17 protein-coding genes are annotated in these 16,125 nt (G+C 60.2%); 8 read left to right on the forward strand and 9 right to left on the reverse strand.

What is annotated here, in order from left to right:
- Together NW806_RS08210 and NW806_RS08215 are read right to left on the reverse strand one after the other, a co-directional pair.
- On the reverse strand, nucleotides 1–380 hold a 380-nt coding region (locus tag NW806_RS08210; RefSeq protein WP_414410726.1), incomplete at its 3' end, for an RNA-guided endonuclease InsQ/TnpB family protein.
- A gap of 207 nt (nucleotides 381–587) precedes the next feature.
- Nucleotides 588–911: a hypothetical protein gene (locus tag NW806_RS08215; protein ID WP_414410727.1), complete on the reverse strand. Its 324-nt coding sequence runs from the start codon at nucleotides 909–911 to the stop codon at nucleotides 588–590.
- A 102-nt stretch (nucleotides 912–1,013) separates the two neighbouring features.
- Here NW806_RS08215 and NW806_RS08220 point away from each other — a divergent pair, with 102 nt between their 5' ends.
- From NW806_RS08220 to NW806_RS08240, 5 genes are all read left to right on the forward strand, one after another.
- Entirely contained in the window at nucleotides 1,014–2,225 is a 1,212-nt protein-coding gene (locus NW806_RS08220) for an acetate kinase (protein WP_414410728.1), read from the forward strand.
- Between the two features lie 59 nt (nucleotides 2,226–2,284).
- Nucleotides 2,285–2,752, forward strand: coding sequence for a hypothetical protein (locus tag NW806_RS08225; protein WP_414410729.1), 468 nt, complete (start codon nucleotides 2,285–2,287; stop codon nucleotides 2,750–2,752).
- A 309-nt stretch (nucleotides 2,753–3,061) separates the two neighbouring features.
- Nucleotides 3,062–3,331 (forward strand): extracellular matrix/biofilm regulator RemA, encoded by a 270-nt coding sequence (gene remA, locus NW806_RS08230; protein WP_414394807.1) that lies wholly within the window; start codon nucleotides 3,062–3,064, stop codon nucleotides 3,329–3,331.
- Nucleotides 3,332–3,415: 84 nt separating this feature from the next.
- On the forward strand, nucleotides 3,416–4,069 hold the full coding sequence (gmk, locus tag NW806_RS08235) for a guanylate kinase (protein WP_414410730.1): 654 nt from the start codon (nucleotides 3,416–3,418) through the stop codon (nucleotides 4,067–4,069).
- Nucleotides 4,070–4,359: 290 nt separating this feature from the next.
- The gene (locus NW806_RS08240) at nucleotides 4,360–5,973 is read left to right on the forward strand and encodes a cation:proton antiporter (protein WP_414410731.1); all 1,614 of its coding nucleotides are present in this window, start codon (nucleotides 4,360–4,362) and stop codon (nucleotides 5,971–5,973) included.
- A gap of 129 nt (nucleotides 5,974–6,102) precedes the next feature.
- Here NW806_RS08240 and NW806_RS08245 read toward each other — a convergent pair whose 3' ends face one another.
- From NW806_RS08245 to ebsA, 6 genes are all read right to left on the reverse strand, one after another.
- Nucleotides 6,103–6,651 carry a hypothetical protein gene (locus tag NW806_RS08245; RefSeq protein ID WP_414410732.1) on the reverse strand — a complete coding sequence of 183 codons (549 nt, stop codon included), beginning with the start codon at nucleotides 6,649–6,651 and terminating at the stop codon, nucleotides 6,103–6,105.
- Between the two features lie 245 nt (nucleotides 6,652–6,896).
- Nucleotides 6,897–8,933 (reverse strand): DNA polymerase III subunit gamma/tau, encoded by a 2,037-nt coding sequence (locus tag NW806_RS08250; RefSeq protein WP_414410733.1) that lies wholly within the window; start codon nucleotides 8,931–8,933, stop codon nucleotides 6,897–6,899.
- A gap of 86 nt (nucleotides 8,934–9,019) precedes the next feature.
- Nucleotides 9,020–9,517 (reverse strand): hypothetical protein, encoded by a 498-nt coding sequence (locus NW806_RS08255; RefSeq protein WP_414410734.1) that lies wholly within the window; start codon nucleotides 9,515–9,517, stop codon nucleotides 9,020–9,022.
- 36 nt (nucleotides 9,518–9,553) lie between these two features.
- Nucleotides 9,554–10,210: a dephospho-CoA kinase gene (gene coaE, locus NW806_RS08260; RefSeq protein ID WP_414410735.1), complete on the reverse strand. Its 657-nt coding sequence runs from the start codon at nucleotides 10,208–10,210 to the stop codon at nucleotides 9,554–9,556.
- A 19-nt stretch (nucleotides 10,211–10,229) separates the two neighbouring features.
- Nucleotides 10,230–11,897 (reverse strand): citramalate synthase, encoded by a 1,668-nt coding sequence (gene cimA / locus NW806_RS08265; protein ID WP_414394797.1) that lies wholly within the window; start codon nucleotides 11,895–11,897, stop codon nucleotides 10,230–10,232.
- Nucleotides 11,887–12,258 (reverse strand): type IV pilus biogenesis protein EbsA, encoded by a 372-nt coding sequence (ebsA, locus tag NW806_RS08270; protein ID WP_414405592.1) that lies wholly within the window; start codon nucleotides 12,256–12,258, stop codon nucleotides 11,887–11,889. Before ebsA ends, cimA begins: the two co-directional genes overlap by 11 nt.
- A 199-nt stretch (nucleotides 12,259–12,457) precedes the next feature.
- On the opposite strand from ebsA, the gene larE reads away from it, so the two are divergent.
- The 3 genes from larE (at nucleotide 12,458) to NW806_RS08285 (ending at nucleotide 15,715) form a co-directional block, all read left to right on the forward strand.
- Nucleotides 12,458–13,333, forward strand: coding sequence for an ATP-dependent sacrificial sulfur transferase LarE (gene larE, locus NW806_RS08275; protein ID WP_414410736.1), 876 nt, complete (start codon nucleotides 12,458–12,460; stop codon nucleotides 13,331–13,333).
- Between the two features lie 23 nt (nucleotides 13,334–13,356).
- The gene (locus tag NW806_RS08280) at nucleotides 13,357–15,180 is read left to right on the forward strand and encodes a DUF3769 domain-containing protein (protein WP_414410737.1); all 1,824 of its coding nucleotides are present in this window, start codon (nucleotides 13,357–13,359) and stop codon (nucleotides 15,178–15,180) included.
- Between the two features lie 253 nt (nucleotides 15,181–15,433).
- Complete coding sequence (locus tag NW806_RS08285) at nucleotides 15,434–15,715, forward strand: DUF1830 domain-containing protein (protein ID WP_414394791.1); 282 nt, start codon at nucleotides 15,434–15,436, stop codon at nucleotides 15,713–15,715.
- 23 nt (nucleotides 15,716–15,738) lie between these two features.
- Here the strand turns inward: NW806_RS08285 and NW806_RS08290 are convergent, their stop codons facing one another.
- Nucleotides 15,739–16,122: a hypothetical protein gene (locus NW806_RS08290; protein WP_414410738.1), complete on the reverse strand. Its 384-nt coding sequence runs from the start codon at nucleotides 16,120–16,122 to the stop codon at nucleotides 15,739–15,741.
- Nucleotides 16,123–16,125: the final 3 nt, after the last annotated feature.

Genomic DNA, 16,125 nt, shown 5'->3' on the forward strand with positions numbered 1-16,125 from the left:
ACCTGCAAGTCCTCATACACCACGACGTCGTTAGACGCCACCACGCACCGGGCAAGCTTGATTGCCCAGTCTCTACGCTGGCGTTGAACCTTGAGGTGCAGCTTGCCAAGACGTTGTTTCTGCTTGAGATAGTTCCTGGACTGCCCCTTGCTGTCTTTCCTAAACCTGCGGCTCAACCTCCTTTGGTGTTTTTTGAGTCTGCGTTCAGCACGGCGCAGAAACTTAGGGCAACTGACCTTGTTGCCGTGCTGGTCGGTGTAGAAGTGCTCCAGCCCTAAGTCAAGGCCGATCACGTTGCCGGTGTACTGGCCCTCTTCCCTGCGCTCAATGTCGAGACAAAACTGGGCGTAGTACCCATCTGCCCGCCGGATAACCCGCACCCGGTTAATTCTTGGAGCTGAGGATGAGTTTCCTGGCCTCCCCGCTGCAGTACAAGGCAAAGGTGCCAGCCTGGTTGCCGTCGGTGTTCGCGTTAGCGGGCCGTAGGCCTTAGGTGATGGACATTCCATCTGCCGACAACTTCCACCCAGATTGCTTGTACTCCACCGAGCGGCAGTTCTTTTTGCTCGCGAAGCGGCGCGGAACGCTCACTGGGGGTAGCCCTTCTTCTTCTCACCATCACGACAACGGCGGTAGAAGTTGGAGATGGCTGCCCAAGCTCGCTCTGCACTAGCTTGCCTGGCTGTTGAGTTAAGCTTGGCAGCAAACTCAAACTCCTGGGCCAGATGCTTGCAAAGAGCGTACAGATCCTTCTTGCCCACGCCTTGGTTATCCATCCAGTAGCGCAGGCATTTGTTGCGTACAAACTGCGCTGTGCGGATGGCTTCATCCAAAGCTTGGTACTGGGCTGGCGCTCCATGAAGGAGCTTGGCTTCCCTCGCTTTAGCGGCGCGGAGCGCTTTGACGCGCATGATTCTAGTTTATCAGGGGAAACCTTGGATAAAATGCTGCGCCTTACATCCCCACCTTCAAAGGCGGGGCCTTACGGCGCTTTTTGGTAGAAGGAGGGTCCCGTGCCCATCCTGGTCCTCAACGCCGGCTCCAGCAGCCTCAAATCCTCCCTCTTTGCAACCGTTGAGAGTACGGTGGAGACCACCCCCCTTTGGCAGGCGCAGGTGGACTTTGCCTACCAGCCTGGCCAGGCCCTGATTCAAGTCCGACGGCAGGGCGGTCCCTGGGAGCCTTTTCCCGCCCTTTCCTCTCCCTCCGGCATTAGCGGTTTGGCTCCCCTCTTTCAAAGCCTCTGGCAGGGGGAGGGATCCCTGCTGGCAGGGCCGACTGAGATCAAAGCCATTGGCCACCGGGTGGTGCATGGGGGATCCCTCTACCACCAGCCCACCTTGATCACACCCGAGGTGGAACAGGCCATCGAACAGCTAAGCCCCCTGGCCCCAGCTCACAACCCCCCTGCTCTTGAGGGCATTCGCCTCATGCGCCAGCTATTGCCCGGGATCCCGCAGGTGGCGGTCTTCGACACTGCCTTCCATCAGCAGATGCCCCCGCCAGCCGCCCTTTATCCTCTTCCCTACGCCTGGGCCGAGCAAGGGATCCGCCGCTACGGCTTCCACGGCATCAACCACGAGTACTGTGCCCGCCGCGCCGCTGAGATCCTGGGCCGCCCCCTGGAAGAGCTGCAGCTCATTACCTGCCACCTAGGCAATGGCTGTTCCCTGGCAGCCATTCGCGGGGGCCGAAGCGTCGACACCACCATGGGCTATACCCCCCTAGAGGGCTTGATGATGGGATCTCGCTCCGGCTCGGTGGATCCGGGGATTTTGATTCATCAGTTGCGCCGGGGGATGAGTGTGGAGGAGCTAGACCGGATCTTGAACCGGGAATCGGGCCTGAAGGGCGTGTCTGGCCTGAGCGGCGACATGCGAGTTATCCTGGAAGCCATGCAGGCAGGCCATGCCCGTGCCGAGCTGGCCTTTAACCTCTTTATCCACCGCCTGCGCAGCCAGATTGGGGCCATGCTCATGAGCCTGGATCGGCTGGATGCGTTGGTCTTCTCCGGCGGCATCGGGGAAAACGCGGCGCCAGTACGGGCGGCGGCCTGCGCCAACCTGGGCTTTTTGGGGATTCAAATTGACCCAGTTCTCAATGCTGGATCCCCGCGCAACTGCGACATCAGCACCCACGACGCGCCAGTGCGGGTCCTAGTCATCTCAGCCCAGGAAGACTGGGCCATTGCCAGTGCCTGCCAAAGGCTCCTGCAAGGGGAATAAGCTGCTTCCAGCCAGGTTTTCTGATGCCCTAAACCTGAACTTCAAGGTAAGGAGAACCTATGCAGCCTGCGCAGCGCATGGACAGACAGATCCCCCTGCTGCTCCTGGGTGCTGTTTTGGCAGGGTGCGGGGAGACGACTGGCAGTAGCCCCCTGCCCCCACCGCCTCCCCTACCCCCTCCCTCCCTCACCATCACCGATCTTTCCCCGCGTGCTGTCCCCGTAGGGCAGACCCCCACCTTTGTCGTCTCCTTCCGCGTCGAGGCTCCCGCCGGGATCCGCGGATCCAACGCTTTTTTGGCTGCCGTCACCACCCCGCTAGGCAACTTCATCCCCCTGGGAGCTTTCGACGCTTCCCAATTGCCCGGCTGCTTCGTCGGAGCCACTGCCTGTACGGTAACAGGGCTTACCCTAACCCAAAACCGCTTTACCGTCACCCAGACGGGACCCCATCAGCTTACCATCAGCGTTTTCGATCGCCAGGAGCGGCTGGGCAGCGGCAGCTTTACCTTTAGCGGCCTGCTCTAATCCAGCCTCTAGTGGTTGCCAGGCAAAACGCCGCGCCTCACCGCTGCGGACATTGACGAGGCTTTACTACTCTGAGGACAATTTCCAGGAGCCATAGAACGGCTTGAAGAAGGCTGAGGGCCGCAAAGCAGGGAACTAGTCCTGGCCAAGCTCCACCAACCGACAGCCCACTCAAGCTCGAGAGAACTTGCCGTCCCAGCAGAAACCTTTGCAGGGCAGGGCCTTGCTGGTCAATGCTAGGCGGCAGTTTGACTTGCTAGCCTGAATGAAGGCTGCTGGCCGGACAGGTGCTAGATTGGCTCACCACCCATGGATACTCGCCTAATCAACATTGGCTTTGGCAACATCGTCGCCGCTGGGCGTGTGATTGCCATTCTTAGTCCCGAGTCAGCTCCCATCAAACGCATCATCAGCGATGCCCGTGAAAGAGGCCAGTTGATCGACGCAACCTACGGTCGCCGCACCCGCGCTGTCATCATCACCGACTCAGGACACGTCATCCTCTCGGCCATTCAGCCGGAAACCGTTGCCAATCGCTTCCTTACTGCCAAAGTCGGTGTGCCGGAGGAACTTGAGTAAAAGCCTCACAGGCAGCCTGCAAAGAGAGGAGTAAGATATCCTAAAGCAAACAAACAACCGTCCAGCCTTCCTCTGTCGATGGCTATGGCCGCCTCTCCTACCGTCCTCCCCTTGCCAGGTTCCCCTGAGGTTGGGCAGGCTCAGGGAGCACCCCAATCTCCTACTCCTCGCGGTCGCCTAGTGGTTTTGACGGGGCCCAGTGGAGTGGGCAAAGGAACTCTGGTCAGCCACCTGCGCCAGCGCCACCCTGAGCTGTATCTTTCTGTCTCGGTCACCACCCGTCCCCCTCGTCCCGGTGAACAGGAAGGTGTCAACTATTACTTCCGCACTCGCGAGGAGTTTCTCAGGCTTGTCGAAGCCGGCGAGTTGCTGGAATGGGCGCAGTATGCAGGCAACTTTTACGGCACCCCTCGCCAGATTGTCTTTGAAAAACTCAGCCGGGGACAGGATGTGCTGCTAGAAATTGAGCTGGCTGGAGCCCGCCAAGTGAGAAAACTGTGTCCAGAGGCCATTCGCATTTTCTTGTCCCCTCCTTCTCTGGAAGAGCTTGAACGCCGCATTCGCCAGCGTGGCCAAGATTCCGAAGACAGCATTGAACGTCGCCTGCAGCAGGCCCGCAAGGAATTGGAGGCCAAAGACGAATTCGACTACGTGATTGTTAACGACAACCTAGAGCGAGCTTTGCAGGAGCTGGAAGCTTTACTTTATCCTCCGTCTCTGGGGAAGAACCAGACGTAGTTAAGCCGCCGCAAGCCAAGGTCTACATTCGAAAAGCGCAAGCAGGCCTCAGCCCTAGGAATGAAGCCACCAAATCTTTACCCATCCCCTCGCAACGTCCTGCTGTCCTCAAACAGAACCTCGAAAATCCAAACTTGGCAGGAGGTACAGCGGTGGCGCTCGGCTTTGACAGGGGCGGCAGGAGAGCTGTATTCCTACCTTCCGGGAGTTGCTATCAGGCGGTGCGCCAGTAGGACGTTTGGCTTGGCAAAGCCTGCCTTGGTGCCAGATGGCAAAGAGAGGTTCTGTTGATGCTGGGCAGTTGGTTGTGGATTTTGGCGATGGGCTTTTTTGTCGGCCAGATCGTGGGCCGATTGGGGATGCCGCCGCTGCTGGGGATGATTTTGGTCGGGATCCTGTTGAGGGAGGTCTTGTCTCCGGAGGTGCTGGCAGCAGCTGGGGATCTGCGCCTAGTAGCTGTAGCGATCATCCTCATGAAAGCCGGCCTAGGGCTGGATCGGGAAAAGCTGGCCCAGCAGGGATCCGTGGCCCTGCGGCTGGGGTTTTTGCCGGCAGCCTGTGAGGCGGTGGCAGTAGCGCTCTTGAGCCGCTGGATCCTAGGGCTGGACTGGGAGACGGGGCTGCTTTTGGGGTGTGTGATTGGGTCGGAGTCGCCAGCGGTGATTGTGCCGGGGATGTTGCGCCTCAAAAGCCTGGGCTGGGGGGTGGCCAAAGGGATCCCGGATGCCATTCTCACCGGCAGTGCTCTTTCCGATGTACTGCTGCTGCTGGGCTTTAGCTTGTTGCTGAGCCTCTTGGGCCAGGGATCTACAGAAAACGTTCGCCTGTTGGGCTTGGAGCTGTCGCCGCTGCAGTGGCTGCCGTTTCAGGTGGGGATGGAGATCCTGCTGGGCGTGGCCATCGGCTACCTGGCGGCGCGGGTTTTGGTGGCGCTTTTGGTGCAGCAGAACTGGACCCGCAATAGCACGCAGGAGGTGTTGCTGGCAGCCTGCCTGGCGCTGGGCTTGGTGCTGGCGCCGCAGGTATGGCCCTATTTTTCTGGCTACCTGGCGGTGATGGCCATGGGGTTTTTCCTCATCGAGCTGGATGGGCCGCTGGCGCGGCGGCTGCGGGTTGGGTTCGACGCCCTCTGGACAGTGGCGGAGATCGTGCTGTTTGTGCTCCTGGGAGCTTCCCTGGATCTGCAGGTGTTGGGATCCCTGATCCTGCCGGGTTTGTTGCTTCTGACCCTGAGCCTGCTGTTGGGTCGGGGCCTGGGTTGGTGGCTTTCTACCCTGGGAAGTAACTGGAACTGGCGGGAGCGGCTCTTTTTGCTGCCGGGTAACATGGCCAAGGCAACGGTGCAGGCAGCCATCGGCGGCATTCCCTTGGCCCAGGGGATCCCTGGCGGGGAGACGATCCTTGCTCTGGCGGCCTTGTCGATTTTGACCACAGCACCCCTGGGGGCTTGGCTAACTCAGGTTTGTGCCCCTCGGCTGCTGGAAAAGGGAGAAGTGGATCCCACCAAGGTGGGCAGCCAGGGCAGGGTTAGCTTTTTGGCAGCAGTGGACACCTCACCTTTAGCCGAGGCGGTGCTGCGCAAGGCAGCGGATCTGGCGCGTCGGGTGGATGGGGAAGTGATCGTGCTGCATGTTACCGACGAGCCGCAGGGGAAAGGAGTACAGGAGCTGCAGCAGCTCACCCAGCGCTTGTTGGCAGATATTCGCCACCAGTTTTGCCTGGCTTCGGGGCCCCTGGCAGAAACCATCGTAGCCCTAGCTCAAGAGCGGCAGGTAACCGACATAGTCATAGGCAAGCGGGGCCATCGCGGCTGGGAGCAAGTGCTGGTGGGATCCACTTCCCAAGCCGTGTTGGAAACCAGTCCGATTCCGGTTATTTTGGTAGAGTTTGCTCGAGGTTCCTAGTTGGCTGGCAGCACCTCCTGAGGGCCAATTTCTGAGCAAAAGCTAGAGCAAGCTCCCGAGAAAGAGAATTCCTACCGATATCCTCTCCAGAAAGTTGTGAGATGGCAGTCGGCAGAAACTCCAAAGGGATTAGGAAATAAGAATCCATCTCTTCCCGGCAAGTGTAAAGCACGCCCTCTGTTTTTGAGTAGGGCAACAACTGGCATCGTTAGGGCCATGAACAAGCATGTCCAAGCAAACTGCAGCTTTTCCTTTAGAGCCGCGCTCAATTGAAATGTTTCTAACGTCAACCCTATCGCCAAGAGGCTCAGGCTCTATAAGGATGGTTTTTTCTTCACCGCCCAGCGACCCTGACAAGCTTATCCAGAATCCGGATCCTCCTTGATTTGTTGCTGCAATTACAATGGTATCCCGGAAGCCGTCATTGTTAAGGTCAGCACGTTTTATGTTTAGAATCTCTGCTACAAGAAAACCTTCCTGAAAAGGGCTGGAACCCCGCTGATATTTGCCGTCTTGAAAGCGAACCTGCTCCACTTCTGGTGGAATAGCTACAAGATACTCAGCATTTAGGGCTGCTTGTCTGCTTACCTTTAACCTTACCAACGCAATGGCCACTAAGATCAAACAGCCACCCAGAAGACAGCAAACCAACTTGAAAATCGTCCTTTTGCGGGCCATTTCCTTGCTCCTCCAACCTAGATAGGCATTGGGATAGGCTACCCCTAATCCTAATTCAAACCAGACAAGCCAAGAGCTTCAACGCCGTCCTACCCAAAAGACTGAGGATCCGGGAGTCAATTTGCGGGGTGCTCGAGGCAGCTTCTTTTCCGCGAGATTCGGTCATGGTCCTCCCCTTCACGGGAGATACCTGACAATACCCCAAAATCCAACAGAGCGATTACTGCCCCTCACGCTCCCCTACCTCAAAAATCCTCTTCCGGAGGGGCCTGGGCTGTCGGTAGGCCGTAGCTCTCAGCAGTGGGCAGGTCGGAGGATCCCTCCAGGGCAGACAGATCTGCCGCTACCTCTTCGGGTGTGGCTAGGATCCCTTCCAAATCCACCAGCCTGCCGCTGAAATGCTCGGCAAAGCGGTGGGCCACCTCCACCAGCTCGTGGGTCAGGTCGTAGAAGGGTGGCCTTGCTGTTTGCGCGGCTGGAGCAGTGTTTTTGAGAGGGGGAGATGGGCTTGAGGGCTCCGCCTGACGGGGATCTGAGGAAGGAGAGCTGTTCCCCAGCTTTGAGGGAGAGAGCGGAGGTTGTGGAGCTTTATCCTGGGCCGAGGCTTGGCCAACATGCCCCTCGCGCGGTCGAGGTGGGCGCTGCACCACTAGCTTTAGCCGCACCGGGTGCTGCAGCAGGTTGTAAAGGGCGGAGCACACCTCGGCTTCTTTGCTGCGTACCTTGTCCACCAGGCCCTTGCTGGGGAAAGCAAGAGTGATCTCCAAGGTCTCTGTCCCGTTGAGGCGGACGAGGGTCTCTTGCTGCAACTGACCAGATCCCAGCAAGGCTCTGGTAGTGGGAGAGAGGCCCTTGAGGAACTCCTCCCAGCGAGGCTGCAGCAGCTTGGCAGGGGAAGCGACAGGCTCCGGATCGCGAACTTTGGGCTCTGGCGTTGGCGGCGGGGAACCCTCAGAAGGGGAAAGGGGGTTCTGGAAGGCTGTTGCGGCAGGCTGAGGGCTCTGTCCTGCTGACGCGAGTGGCTCTTCGAGGGCTGGGGCAGCTTGGGCAACTTTCCCATCGAGGTTCCTCTCAGCAGCAGAGGGGCCGACAACAGCCCCAGGCGAGAGAGGAGGGAATAGATCGGCAGGGGAGAGCAGCTCGCCACCCTTGCTCTCTATTGGCGGCAGCGGGACGGCGCCCTGGCGCAGCTGGCCCAGCAGATCCAGAAGGGCAATTTCTAGCCAAAGCTGGGGTTGTCCGCTCTGGCGAATTTGGGGTTCGCAGTGGCGCAGGTGGCTCTGGGCCGCTAGCAGCATCTCCAGCGAGTAGCAAGGAGCCCGCTGTTGCAAGGCTGCCCAGGTAGGATCCGTTACAGCCGCCAGCTGCCGTTGCTGTGGGGCCGTCTTGGCCAGGAGCAGATCCCGGTAGAAAGCCGCCAGGCTCTGCAGCACCACCAGGGGCTCTTTGCCTCGCTCCAGCAATTGCCGCGTTTGGGCCAGCACCCCCTCTACGTTCTGAGCCAGCAGAGCATCGGTCAAATCCAAAAGCTGCTGTTCTGGGATCCCCCCCACCAAGTCCCACACCGCTTCTGGAGTGATGGATCCCTCTAGCAAACTGAGCTGATCCAATAGCCGTTCGGCATCCCTTAGCCCGCCCTGGGCAAGTTGGGCCACTAGGTGCAAGGCTTCTGGTGTAATGGGGATCCCTTCCTGGGCGGCAATTTTGCCCAGGTGGGCCACCATCTCCTCTAGAGGAATGCGGCGGAAGTCAAACCGCTGACAGCGGGAAACGATGGTGGGCAGAACCCGCTGGGGGTCGGTGGTGGCTAGGACAAACACCACGCGGGGAGGCGGCTCCTCCAGAGTCTTCAGCAACGCATTGAAGGCCGCATTGCTGAGCATGTGGCATTCGTCAACCACATAGACCTTGTAGCGGCTATTTACTGGCGCAAACTGGGCCCGCTCGATCAGCTCGCGGATGTTGTCCACACCGGTGTTGCTGGCCGCGTCGATCTCCACCACATCCAGAGAAGAGCCAGCGGTGATGGCGCGGCACTGGCTGCACACCTGACAGGGATCCGGCGTTGGCCCCTGCTCACAATTTAAGGACTTGGCCAGAATGCGGGCGCTGGAGGTTTTTCCGGTGCCCCGCGGCCCACAGAACAAATAAGCCGGCGCCACCCGCCCCAGCCGAATGGCATTGGCCAAAGTCTGCACGACTGCTCCTTGGCCCACCACCTCGGCAAAGCGCTGCGGGCGGTATTTCAGGTGCAGGGGCTCATAGCTGCCAGCGGCGGCCATTTTCCAAATCTCCAAGTAGGCAGCGCCTCGGCTGCGTCTTGGGGCTTGTGCGGCCGAGATGCTTTCCTATTCTGGCTGCTGAACTCTCAAGAGCAAGGCGGAGAGAGGGCTTCCTGGACCGGCAGAGCTTTTGGCGGCTCTTTGGGATCCCGGCGACCCCGGCCAAGGAGAGGGGGCAGGGGCAACTTCCAGCTTGGCTTATCCAATTGATCCATGCCCTGCAGGCGGTAGCTGAGCTGGTACGGTTCCTGCTTAAGCCGGCGGTTTTCTGCCTGAATGGCGGCGATGCGCTCGCGGATGGGCTGCAGGCGGGCCTGCAACTTGCGCCGATAGAGTTGCGGCAACTCTTGGAGGATCTGCTCCAACACTTGCTTTTCTTGGTAGAGTTGCTCAATCTCGGCCTCGTAGCTGCGAATCTGTCGGCGTTGCTTTTCTTGGCGCAACTCCAAAAGGTCAATCTGGCTTTGCAACAGGCGGTTACGCTCCTTCAGCGCCTGGATTTCCTGCTCCCGGGCTGCCAAAGCTTGCGCCCACCAGGACTCTGCCCTGCTATCCGGCTTGTTGCCGCCAGTCGTTGCTTGCATTGACTCTCCCTCAACCCACCATCCCCATCCGCTACTCTAGCCGGCCTGCTGGGGCAAGGCCAGAGGTTGCTGGGAAGCCAACGCTTGGTGCACCTGAGCTTCCAGCTCCGCTAGGGATCCAGAATTGTCCAGCACCACGTCAGCCCGACGGACTTTCTCTGCCAAAGGCCACTGGCTGGCCAGGCGAGCTTCGATTTCTGCCGGTGTCAGGAGGGGATCCCGCAAGGCCAGGCGCTGCCGCTGCTGCTCAGGGGTACAGATCACCACCCAGATCTCGCTGGCCCAGTTTTCCATGCCCGCCTCAAAGAGGAGAGGGATCATGAGGCAGAGGGCTGGAGGGCCATGCCCTAGAGACCGTTGGCAACTGGGCTGAGCCTCAGCCGCCCCGTGGAACTCGAGAAACTCCCGCAGCCGCGCTTTGACAAACGGGTGGATCTGCGCCTCTAGCCAGGCCCGCTCGGCGGCATCGGCAAAGACAATCCGCCCCAACTTTCGGCGATCCAGCTCTCCCGAGGGATCCTGAATGGCCTGGCCGTAGCGCTGCAGGACCCGCTCGCGGATGGGGGATCCCAGCGCCAAGGCCTGGCGGGCCATTTGATCTGCATCGGCCACTGGGATCCCCTGGCGTTCCAAGATGCGGGCTACCGTGGACTTGCCGGTAGCAATGCCGCCTGTTAGGCCAATAATTCTCATGGAAGTTGAAGAACTCCCTTCAAGGCGAGGCTAGTTGGGCAGAGGGTGGGGAAAAGCAAGGTTTTGCCAGGAGGCTGTACTCAAAGCCTTCCACCAAGGCCCGGCAGGAGGCTTCGATGATGTTGGTGGAAACTCCTACCGTGGTCCAGCGGCGATGGCCGTCGCTAAACTCCACCAGCACCCGCGTTTTGGCGGAAGTACCCGCCTGGCCGTCCAGAATCCGCACCTTGTAGTCGGTGAGGTGAATGGCTTCCAGTTGCGGGTAAAACTCCAGCAAGGCCTTGCGCAGCGCCCCATCCAAGGCCGCCACCGGCCCATTGCCTTCAGCTGCTGTTACCCGCGTCTGCCCCTGCACGGCAATCTTCACCGCTGCTAGGGACTGCACCTCGGTTGCCTCGCCGCTGGGATCCCAGTCTCTGCTGCTCCAGTCCGAGCGAGTGGTGGCGCTGACATGGAAGCTAAGCACCTCAAAGGGGTGGGAGCGCTGCCCCAACAGGCCCCGCACCAACAGCTCAAAGCTGGCCTCGGCCGCCTCAAACTGGTAGCCCTGCAGCTCCAGAGTTTTCAGCCGCTCCAAAATCAAGCGCGCCCGGGGATCCGACTTGTCCAGCCGGATCCCAAAGCCAGCCACCTTGCTGAGGATATTGCTCAACCCCGCCTGATCCGAAACGACGATGCGCCGGCAGTTGCCCACCTGCTCCGGGGCAATGTGCTCGTAGGTCAGGGGGTTCTTCTGAACAGCGCTGACGTGGATCCCACCCTTGTGGGCAAAGGCGGATCGGCCCACGAAAGGAGCATGGTCGTCCGGGGCCAGGTTGACCACCTCACTGATGGCGCGGGAGATCTCTGTTAGGTGTTGCAGCTTTCCCTCGGGCAGACAGCGGTAGCCTAGCTTGAGTTGTAAGTTGGGGATAACGCTGCACAGGTCGGCGTTGCCACAGCGCTCCCCATAGCCGTTGATGGTGCCCTGCACCATGCGCGCCCCCGCCTGGACTGCCGCTAGAGCATTGGCCACGGCCGTGCCGGAGTCGTTGTGGGTGTGGATCCCCAAAGGCAAATGCCCCAGGTGATGGGATTCCGCCAAGACGGCTGCTGTGATGGCGGCAATCTCGTGGGGCAGGGATCCGCCGTTGGTATCGCAGAGAACCAGCCACTCCGCCCCGGCCTCTGCTGCTGCCACCAGGGTTTGCAGGGCGTAGTCGGGGTTGTGGCGGTAGGCGTCAAACCAGTGCTCGGCATCGTAGATCACCCGCCGCCCCTGGGAGCGCAGGTAGGTGATGGTGTCGCGGATCATGGCCAGGTTCTCGGCCAAGGTGGTGCCCAGCCCCTCCGTAACATGGAGATCCCAGGACTTGCCAAAGACCGTCACGTAACGGGTGCCCGCTGCCAAGATGGCCTGCAGCAGGGGATCCTCGGCTGCCCGCCGCCCCGGCTTGCGAGTGGAACAAAAGGCCACCAGCTCCGCCTGCTCCAGGGGCTCTTCCCGCATCTGCCAGAAAAATTGCACATCTTTGGGATTGGCCCCCGGCCAACCGCCTTCGATGAAAGGGATGCCCAGCCGATCCAGCAGCTTGGCAATTTGCACCTTATCTTGCACCGATAGGGACAACCCCTCCCGCTGCGCCCCGTCCCGCAGCGTCGTGTCGTAGAGGGTGACGGCAACCGGAGAATTGGCGTCAGTCTTCATACCGCATCAGCTTTTTGTAAAAGGCGGTGGTGAAATTCGGCGGCTGACCCCGCTGCACCGCCGCTACCACATCGATGAGGTAGTCCACAAACTCATAGTTGGCTAGGGAGACCTGATAGGTTAGCTCCGGGTCTTGATCGAAAATGACCTGCACCGCTGTTAGATCAGAGGGCAGAGGCGATACAGGCCAACTGGCCAAGAAAGAGACGGGCCTGTCTCCTTCGATGGGCCGCTGCCCTTCTAGGTTGCCCTTTTTGTAGAGACCCACCGCCAGCGGCAGGTACTGCCGGCGGGCAACGGCGTAGTAGGGCTGATAGAGGGCCACCTCTGCGGAGCTAGCAGGTTCAAGCTGAAGAGTCATGGGCAGAAGATCCAGAGGAGAGGCAGGGGTCTCTCTGCCATCCAGCCTACCGCCTCAGTGGCCCACTGGCCTAGAGAGATTGCCCGCTCACTGCCTTGCCTTTGAGGCAGAAGCGTTGGAAAGTCAGAAAATTCTAGGAAACAATGGAAGAGGAATATCTGCCCCGCTCTAGCCCAGACCCTACGGACTCCCTAGCCTCATGGACGTACCCCTTGGCTCTGCCACCCCCTTGCTGGAGCTAGACCCCGTCCTACAGTACAAGTTTCAGCAGCTTGTCCAGATCTTCGCCGAAATGGGGCGGGTTGTGGTGGCCTACTCGGGAGGGATCGATAGCAGCCTGGTGGCCAAGCTGGCCTGGGATCAGCTGGGGGAGGGGGCTCTGGCCGTTACCGCTGCTTCCCCGGCGCTTTTGCCCGAAGACCTGGAGGAGGCCATCTGGCAAGCCCAGTACCTCGGCATTCGCCACCAGGTCATCCAGACCCAGGAGCTGCAGGATCCCCGCTATGCTGCCAATCCCCCTAACCGCTGTTACTTCTGCAAAAGTTACTTGCACGACACGCTGCTCCAGCTGGCTAAAACTCAGGGATACGACCACGTGGTCGATGGCCTCAACGCCGACGATCTGGCTGACTACCGGCCAGGGGTGCAAGCAGCTCGGGAGCGTGGTGTGCGATCCCCTTTGGCGGAGGTGGGGATGAGCAAGCTGGAGGTGCGGCAGTTGTCTCGCCACTTGGGTCTGCCCTGGTGGGATAAGCCGGCCCAACCCTGCCTCAGTTCCCGCTTTCCCTACGGCGAGGTCATCACTGCCGAGAAGCTGCGGCGGGTGGGATTGGCTGAGCGCTATCTGCGCAGCTTGGGCTGGCGAGAGGTGCGAGTGCGCTCGGAAAAAGATACTGCCCGCATTGAACTGCCCCCCCACCAGATCCTGGAGTTCGTGCAAAAAACTGACCTGGCAGCGCTGGTTAAAACCCTGCAATCGTTTGGCTATCTCTACGTCAGCCTCGATCTGGAGGGCTACCGCAGCGGCAAGCTCAACCGCGCCCTCAACCCTCCCCAACCTGGTAGCTTAGGCTGAAGCGTTGCACAGGTTTGGGGAGCATGAAAGGGTTTTGGTGGCTCTGGCTTTGCTTGGGGGTGTTTGGTCTGGCAACGGCTGCTCCTACCTCAGCCCAGGGGGAGAAAGGCCAGGTGGCGGCCGCCCAGGCGGGGGATACGACTGCCCTCGACGCCCTTGCGGATCGCACGTTACGGCTGCGCTCCGACCGTCAAACCTTCGACCAGCGGGCGCAGGTTTTCCTGGCTGAGGGCAACGTGGAGATGCGGCTGGGCCGCTCGGTGCTGCGGGCAGACCGCCTGCGCATTGAGCTGCAGCAGCGACGAGCCGTGGCCGAGGGCAACGTCTCCATTGAGTTGGATCAGCAGCGCATCCAGGGATCCCGGCTGGAGTACGACTTTGAACGGGAGCAGGGCTTTTTGGAAGAGGCTTTTGGGCAGGTGGATATTGGCCAGTTGCAGGCCAGCGGCTCTCCGCTGCCTCTCTCGCCTCAGCGGCTGGTGCGCTTTCGCGCTACCCGCATTCGCTTCGATGCCAACAACTGGGAAGGAGAAGAGGTGCGGCTGACCAATGACCCCCTCGATCCGCCGGAGCTGGAGATCCGCAGCCCGCGGGTGACCTCTACCTTGCAGGCGGATGGTTCCAGCCTGTTGATTGCCGAAGCTGGCCAATTGGCTTTCGACCAAGTCTTTTTTCTGCCCCTGCCCCTGCGGCTGCGCTTTGACTCCTTGAACCGCCAGCCTCCGGTCAGCCTGTTCTACGACGATTTCGACCGGAAGGAACTGCGGCGGGGCCTAATCCTGCAGGCCAACATTGAGCTGCTGCAGGAGCCCCATCTCAGCTTGGTGTTTTCCCCGCAGCTCTATCCCCAACGCCTCTGGGGGAGCCTCCAAGGAATCCGCGATGGAGTCGGGCTGCGAGCGGAGTTGCGCTGGCGGCAGCCGCGTGCCCAAACCTTGCTGTTTGCCGAGCTCCGCGGGATCGTCTTTGAGGAATTTGCCCGGCGCTTGCGGGCGCAGGTCGAACACCGCGTTACCACCGGCAACGGCGGCCAAGTCACCTACACCTATGCCTATCGGGAGCGTTTTTTCAGCGGGCGCCTGGGTTTCCAGATTGTGGAGAATCGCTTTGGCGCCAGCTACAGCTCGCCCACCCTTCGCCTTGGCAACACCGGCTTGGATTTCAGCTACCGCATAGCCGCCGACTACCTCGACGCCCTGGGACAACTTGGCAATATCGACACCGATCCCGCTCTGGCCCTGGCCAGAACCACCGAGCGCATCCAGCTTGCTCGTCTGCAACTGGGGGCAACCCTAACTCGCTCTTTTCCCCTCTGGCGGCCCTCCAAGACAACCTCAGATCCGCCGCCCCGCTTTTCCGCTTTGCCCATTGAACAGGGGATCTGGCTCAACACTGGCGTCAGCAGCAGCCAGTCGTTTTACTCCGATGGCCGCGCCCAAAGCTACACTGCTGGCAGTATCGGCCTCGACGCCGTGCTCGGGGCTTTTGTGGCCGATACCTTCGACTACACCAGCCTGAGGGTAACCTACTCCAACGGTTTTTTGGCGGGAGCCTCGCCCTTTTTGTTTGACCGCATCACCACGCGGGAGCAGCTGGTCTTAGGCTTCCTGCAACAGCTGTATGGCCCGCTGCGGGTGGGGGCTGAAACCACCCTGGACTTACAGTCAGGCCAGCAGGTGGATCTTACCTATCGCCTGGGTTACGACCGCCGCACCTACGGCCTTAGCTTGCACTACAACCCGGTGCGCCAGTCAGGGGCTCTGGAGCTACGGGTAGAAGGCCTGAACTGGGATCCCCACCCACCTCAGCCAAGCTCAGCGACCGGCTCGAGCCTCAATGGGCCCTGATTCCAAAGTGTAATCTCGACTACTAATACCTAAGGGTTTTCTATGGCAATTGCGCCGCTTCGAGAAGGGATCTCTGCCCAAATCCACCCCGCCTCCGAAGGGAGTTTTGGAGTCAAACGGTAAGATCAAATACAGAAGTCCTCTAGGACTTATTTTTGTCAGTCGGGATCGCCGTATCGCAGACTACTGCAGTGATCTCCAAGCAGTGCTAGCCTGGATGACAGGCTGAGCAAGGCAGGCTAGTGAGCTAATTATGCAAACCCTCGATGCGATCCCGGCAAAAAAACAAGCAGAGCGAATAACCTGCAGCTACATCAATGCAACCAGCTCCATTCAAGTGGTTCGCATCACAAATATCGAAAACTGGTACTTTGAGCGGGTGGTATTTCCTGGGCAGCGGTTGCTGTTTGAGGCGCTACCAGGAGCCAAGCTGGAGATCCACACGGGCATGATGGCCAGCTCCATCTTGACGGATACCATCCCCTGCGAAAAGCTGCGCGTACGAGAAACGGAGCCGGTGACAGTGGTTGCGTAGGTCTCCAAGCCGCAGAGCAGAACCTAGGGCTTTTGGCTTTGCCGCTTCTCCTCTTCTCCTGTGGGGGTAGGGGAAGGGCGAGGCCTGGGCGGCAACGAGATATCCAGGAAACGCGCGCTTAACCGCACCGGGCTGATCTCGCGCCGTTGTGGCGGCCACGAGAGTCCCAGCCAGCGAGCCGTGATCTCCAAAAGGCCAGGGAGCGGCGTTGGCGTAGGGGTAGGCATGGGTGGTGGGGTGGGGTAAAGATCTAAGCGCGGCGGGCGGGGGGTGCTGACGCGAAAAGCGTTGGGAGGCGGCTGCGTCAGGGGTACATTCGGATCCCCGCACCCCAACAAGCCTAGCCCACCAGCCAGCAGGAGGAGAGCCAGCCGTGCCGTGTTTCCGTTTAGCAAGGGCTTGAGCATAAG

Origin of the sequence: Synechococcus sp. W65.1, from assembly GCF_047461615.1 — a bacterium.
GTDB lineage: Bacteria > Cyanobacteriota > Cyanobacteriia > Thermostichales > Thermostichaceae > Thermostichus.

Excerpts from the sequence above, each read along its gene's own strand:
- NW806_RS08285 (WP_414394791.1), top strand. The coding sequence starts at position 15,434 with ATGCAAACCCTCGATGCGATCCCGGCAAAAAAACAAGCAGAGCGAATA.
- coaE (WP_414410735.1), bottom strand. The coding sequence starts at position 10,210 with ATGAGAATTATTGGCCTAACAGGCGGCATTGCTACCGGCAAGTCCACG.
- NW806_RS08240 (WP_414410731.1), top strand. The coding sequence starts at position 4,360 with ATGCTGGGCAGTTGGTTGTGGATTTTGGCGATGGGCTTTTTTGTCGGC.
- NW806_RS08255 (WP_414410734.1), bottom strand. The coding sequence starts at position 9,517 with ATGCAAGCAACGACTGGCGGCAACAAGCCGGATAGCAGGGCAGAGTCC.
- NW806_RS08280 (WP_414410737.1), top strand. The coding sequence starts at position 13,357 with ATGAAAGGGTTTTGGTGGCTCTGGCTTTGCTTGGGGGTGTTTGGTCTG.
- larE (WP_414410736.1), top strand. The coding sequence starts at position 12,458 with ATGGACGTACCCCTTGGCTCTGCCACCCCCTTGCTGGAGCTAGACCCC.
- NW806_RS08225 (WP_414410729.1), top strand. The coding sequence starts at position 2,285 with ATGCAGCCTGCGCAGCGCATGGACAGACAGATCCCCCTGCTGCTCCTG.
- cimA (WP_414394797.1), bottom strand. The coding sequence starts at position 11,897 with ATGAAGACTGACGCCAATTCTCCGGTTGCCGTCACCCTCTACGACACG.
- NW806_RS08215 (WP_414410727.1), bottom strand. The coding sequence starts at position 911 with ATGCGCGTCAAAGCGCTCCGCGCCGCTAAAGCGAGGGAAGCCAAGCTC.
- NW806_RS08245 (WP_414410732.1), bottom strand. The coding sequence starts at position 6,651 with ATGGCCCGCAAAAGGACGATTTTCAAGTTGGTTTGCTGTCTTCTGGGT.
- NW806_RS08250 (WP_414410733.1), bottom strand. The coding sequence starts at position 8,933 with ATGGCCGCCGCTGGCAGCTATGAGCCCCTGCACCTGAAATACCGCCCG.
- NW806_RS08290 (WP_414410738.1), bottom strand. The coding sequence starts at position 16,122 with ATGCTCAAGCCCTTGCTAAACGGAAACACGGCACGGCTGGCTCTCCTC.
- gmk (WP_414410730.1), top strand. The coding sequence starts at position 3,416 with ATGGCCGCCTCTCCTACCGTCCTCCCCTTGCCAGGTTCCCCTGAGGTT.
- remA (WP_414394807.1), top strand. The coding sequence starts at position 3,062 with ATGGATACTCGCCTAATCAACATTGGCTTTGGCAACATCGTCGCCGCT.
- ebsA (WP_414405592.1), bottom strand. The coding sequence starts at position 12,258 with ATGACTCTTCAGCTTGAACCTGCTAGCTCCGCAGAGGTGGCCCTCTAT.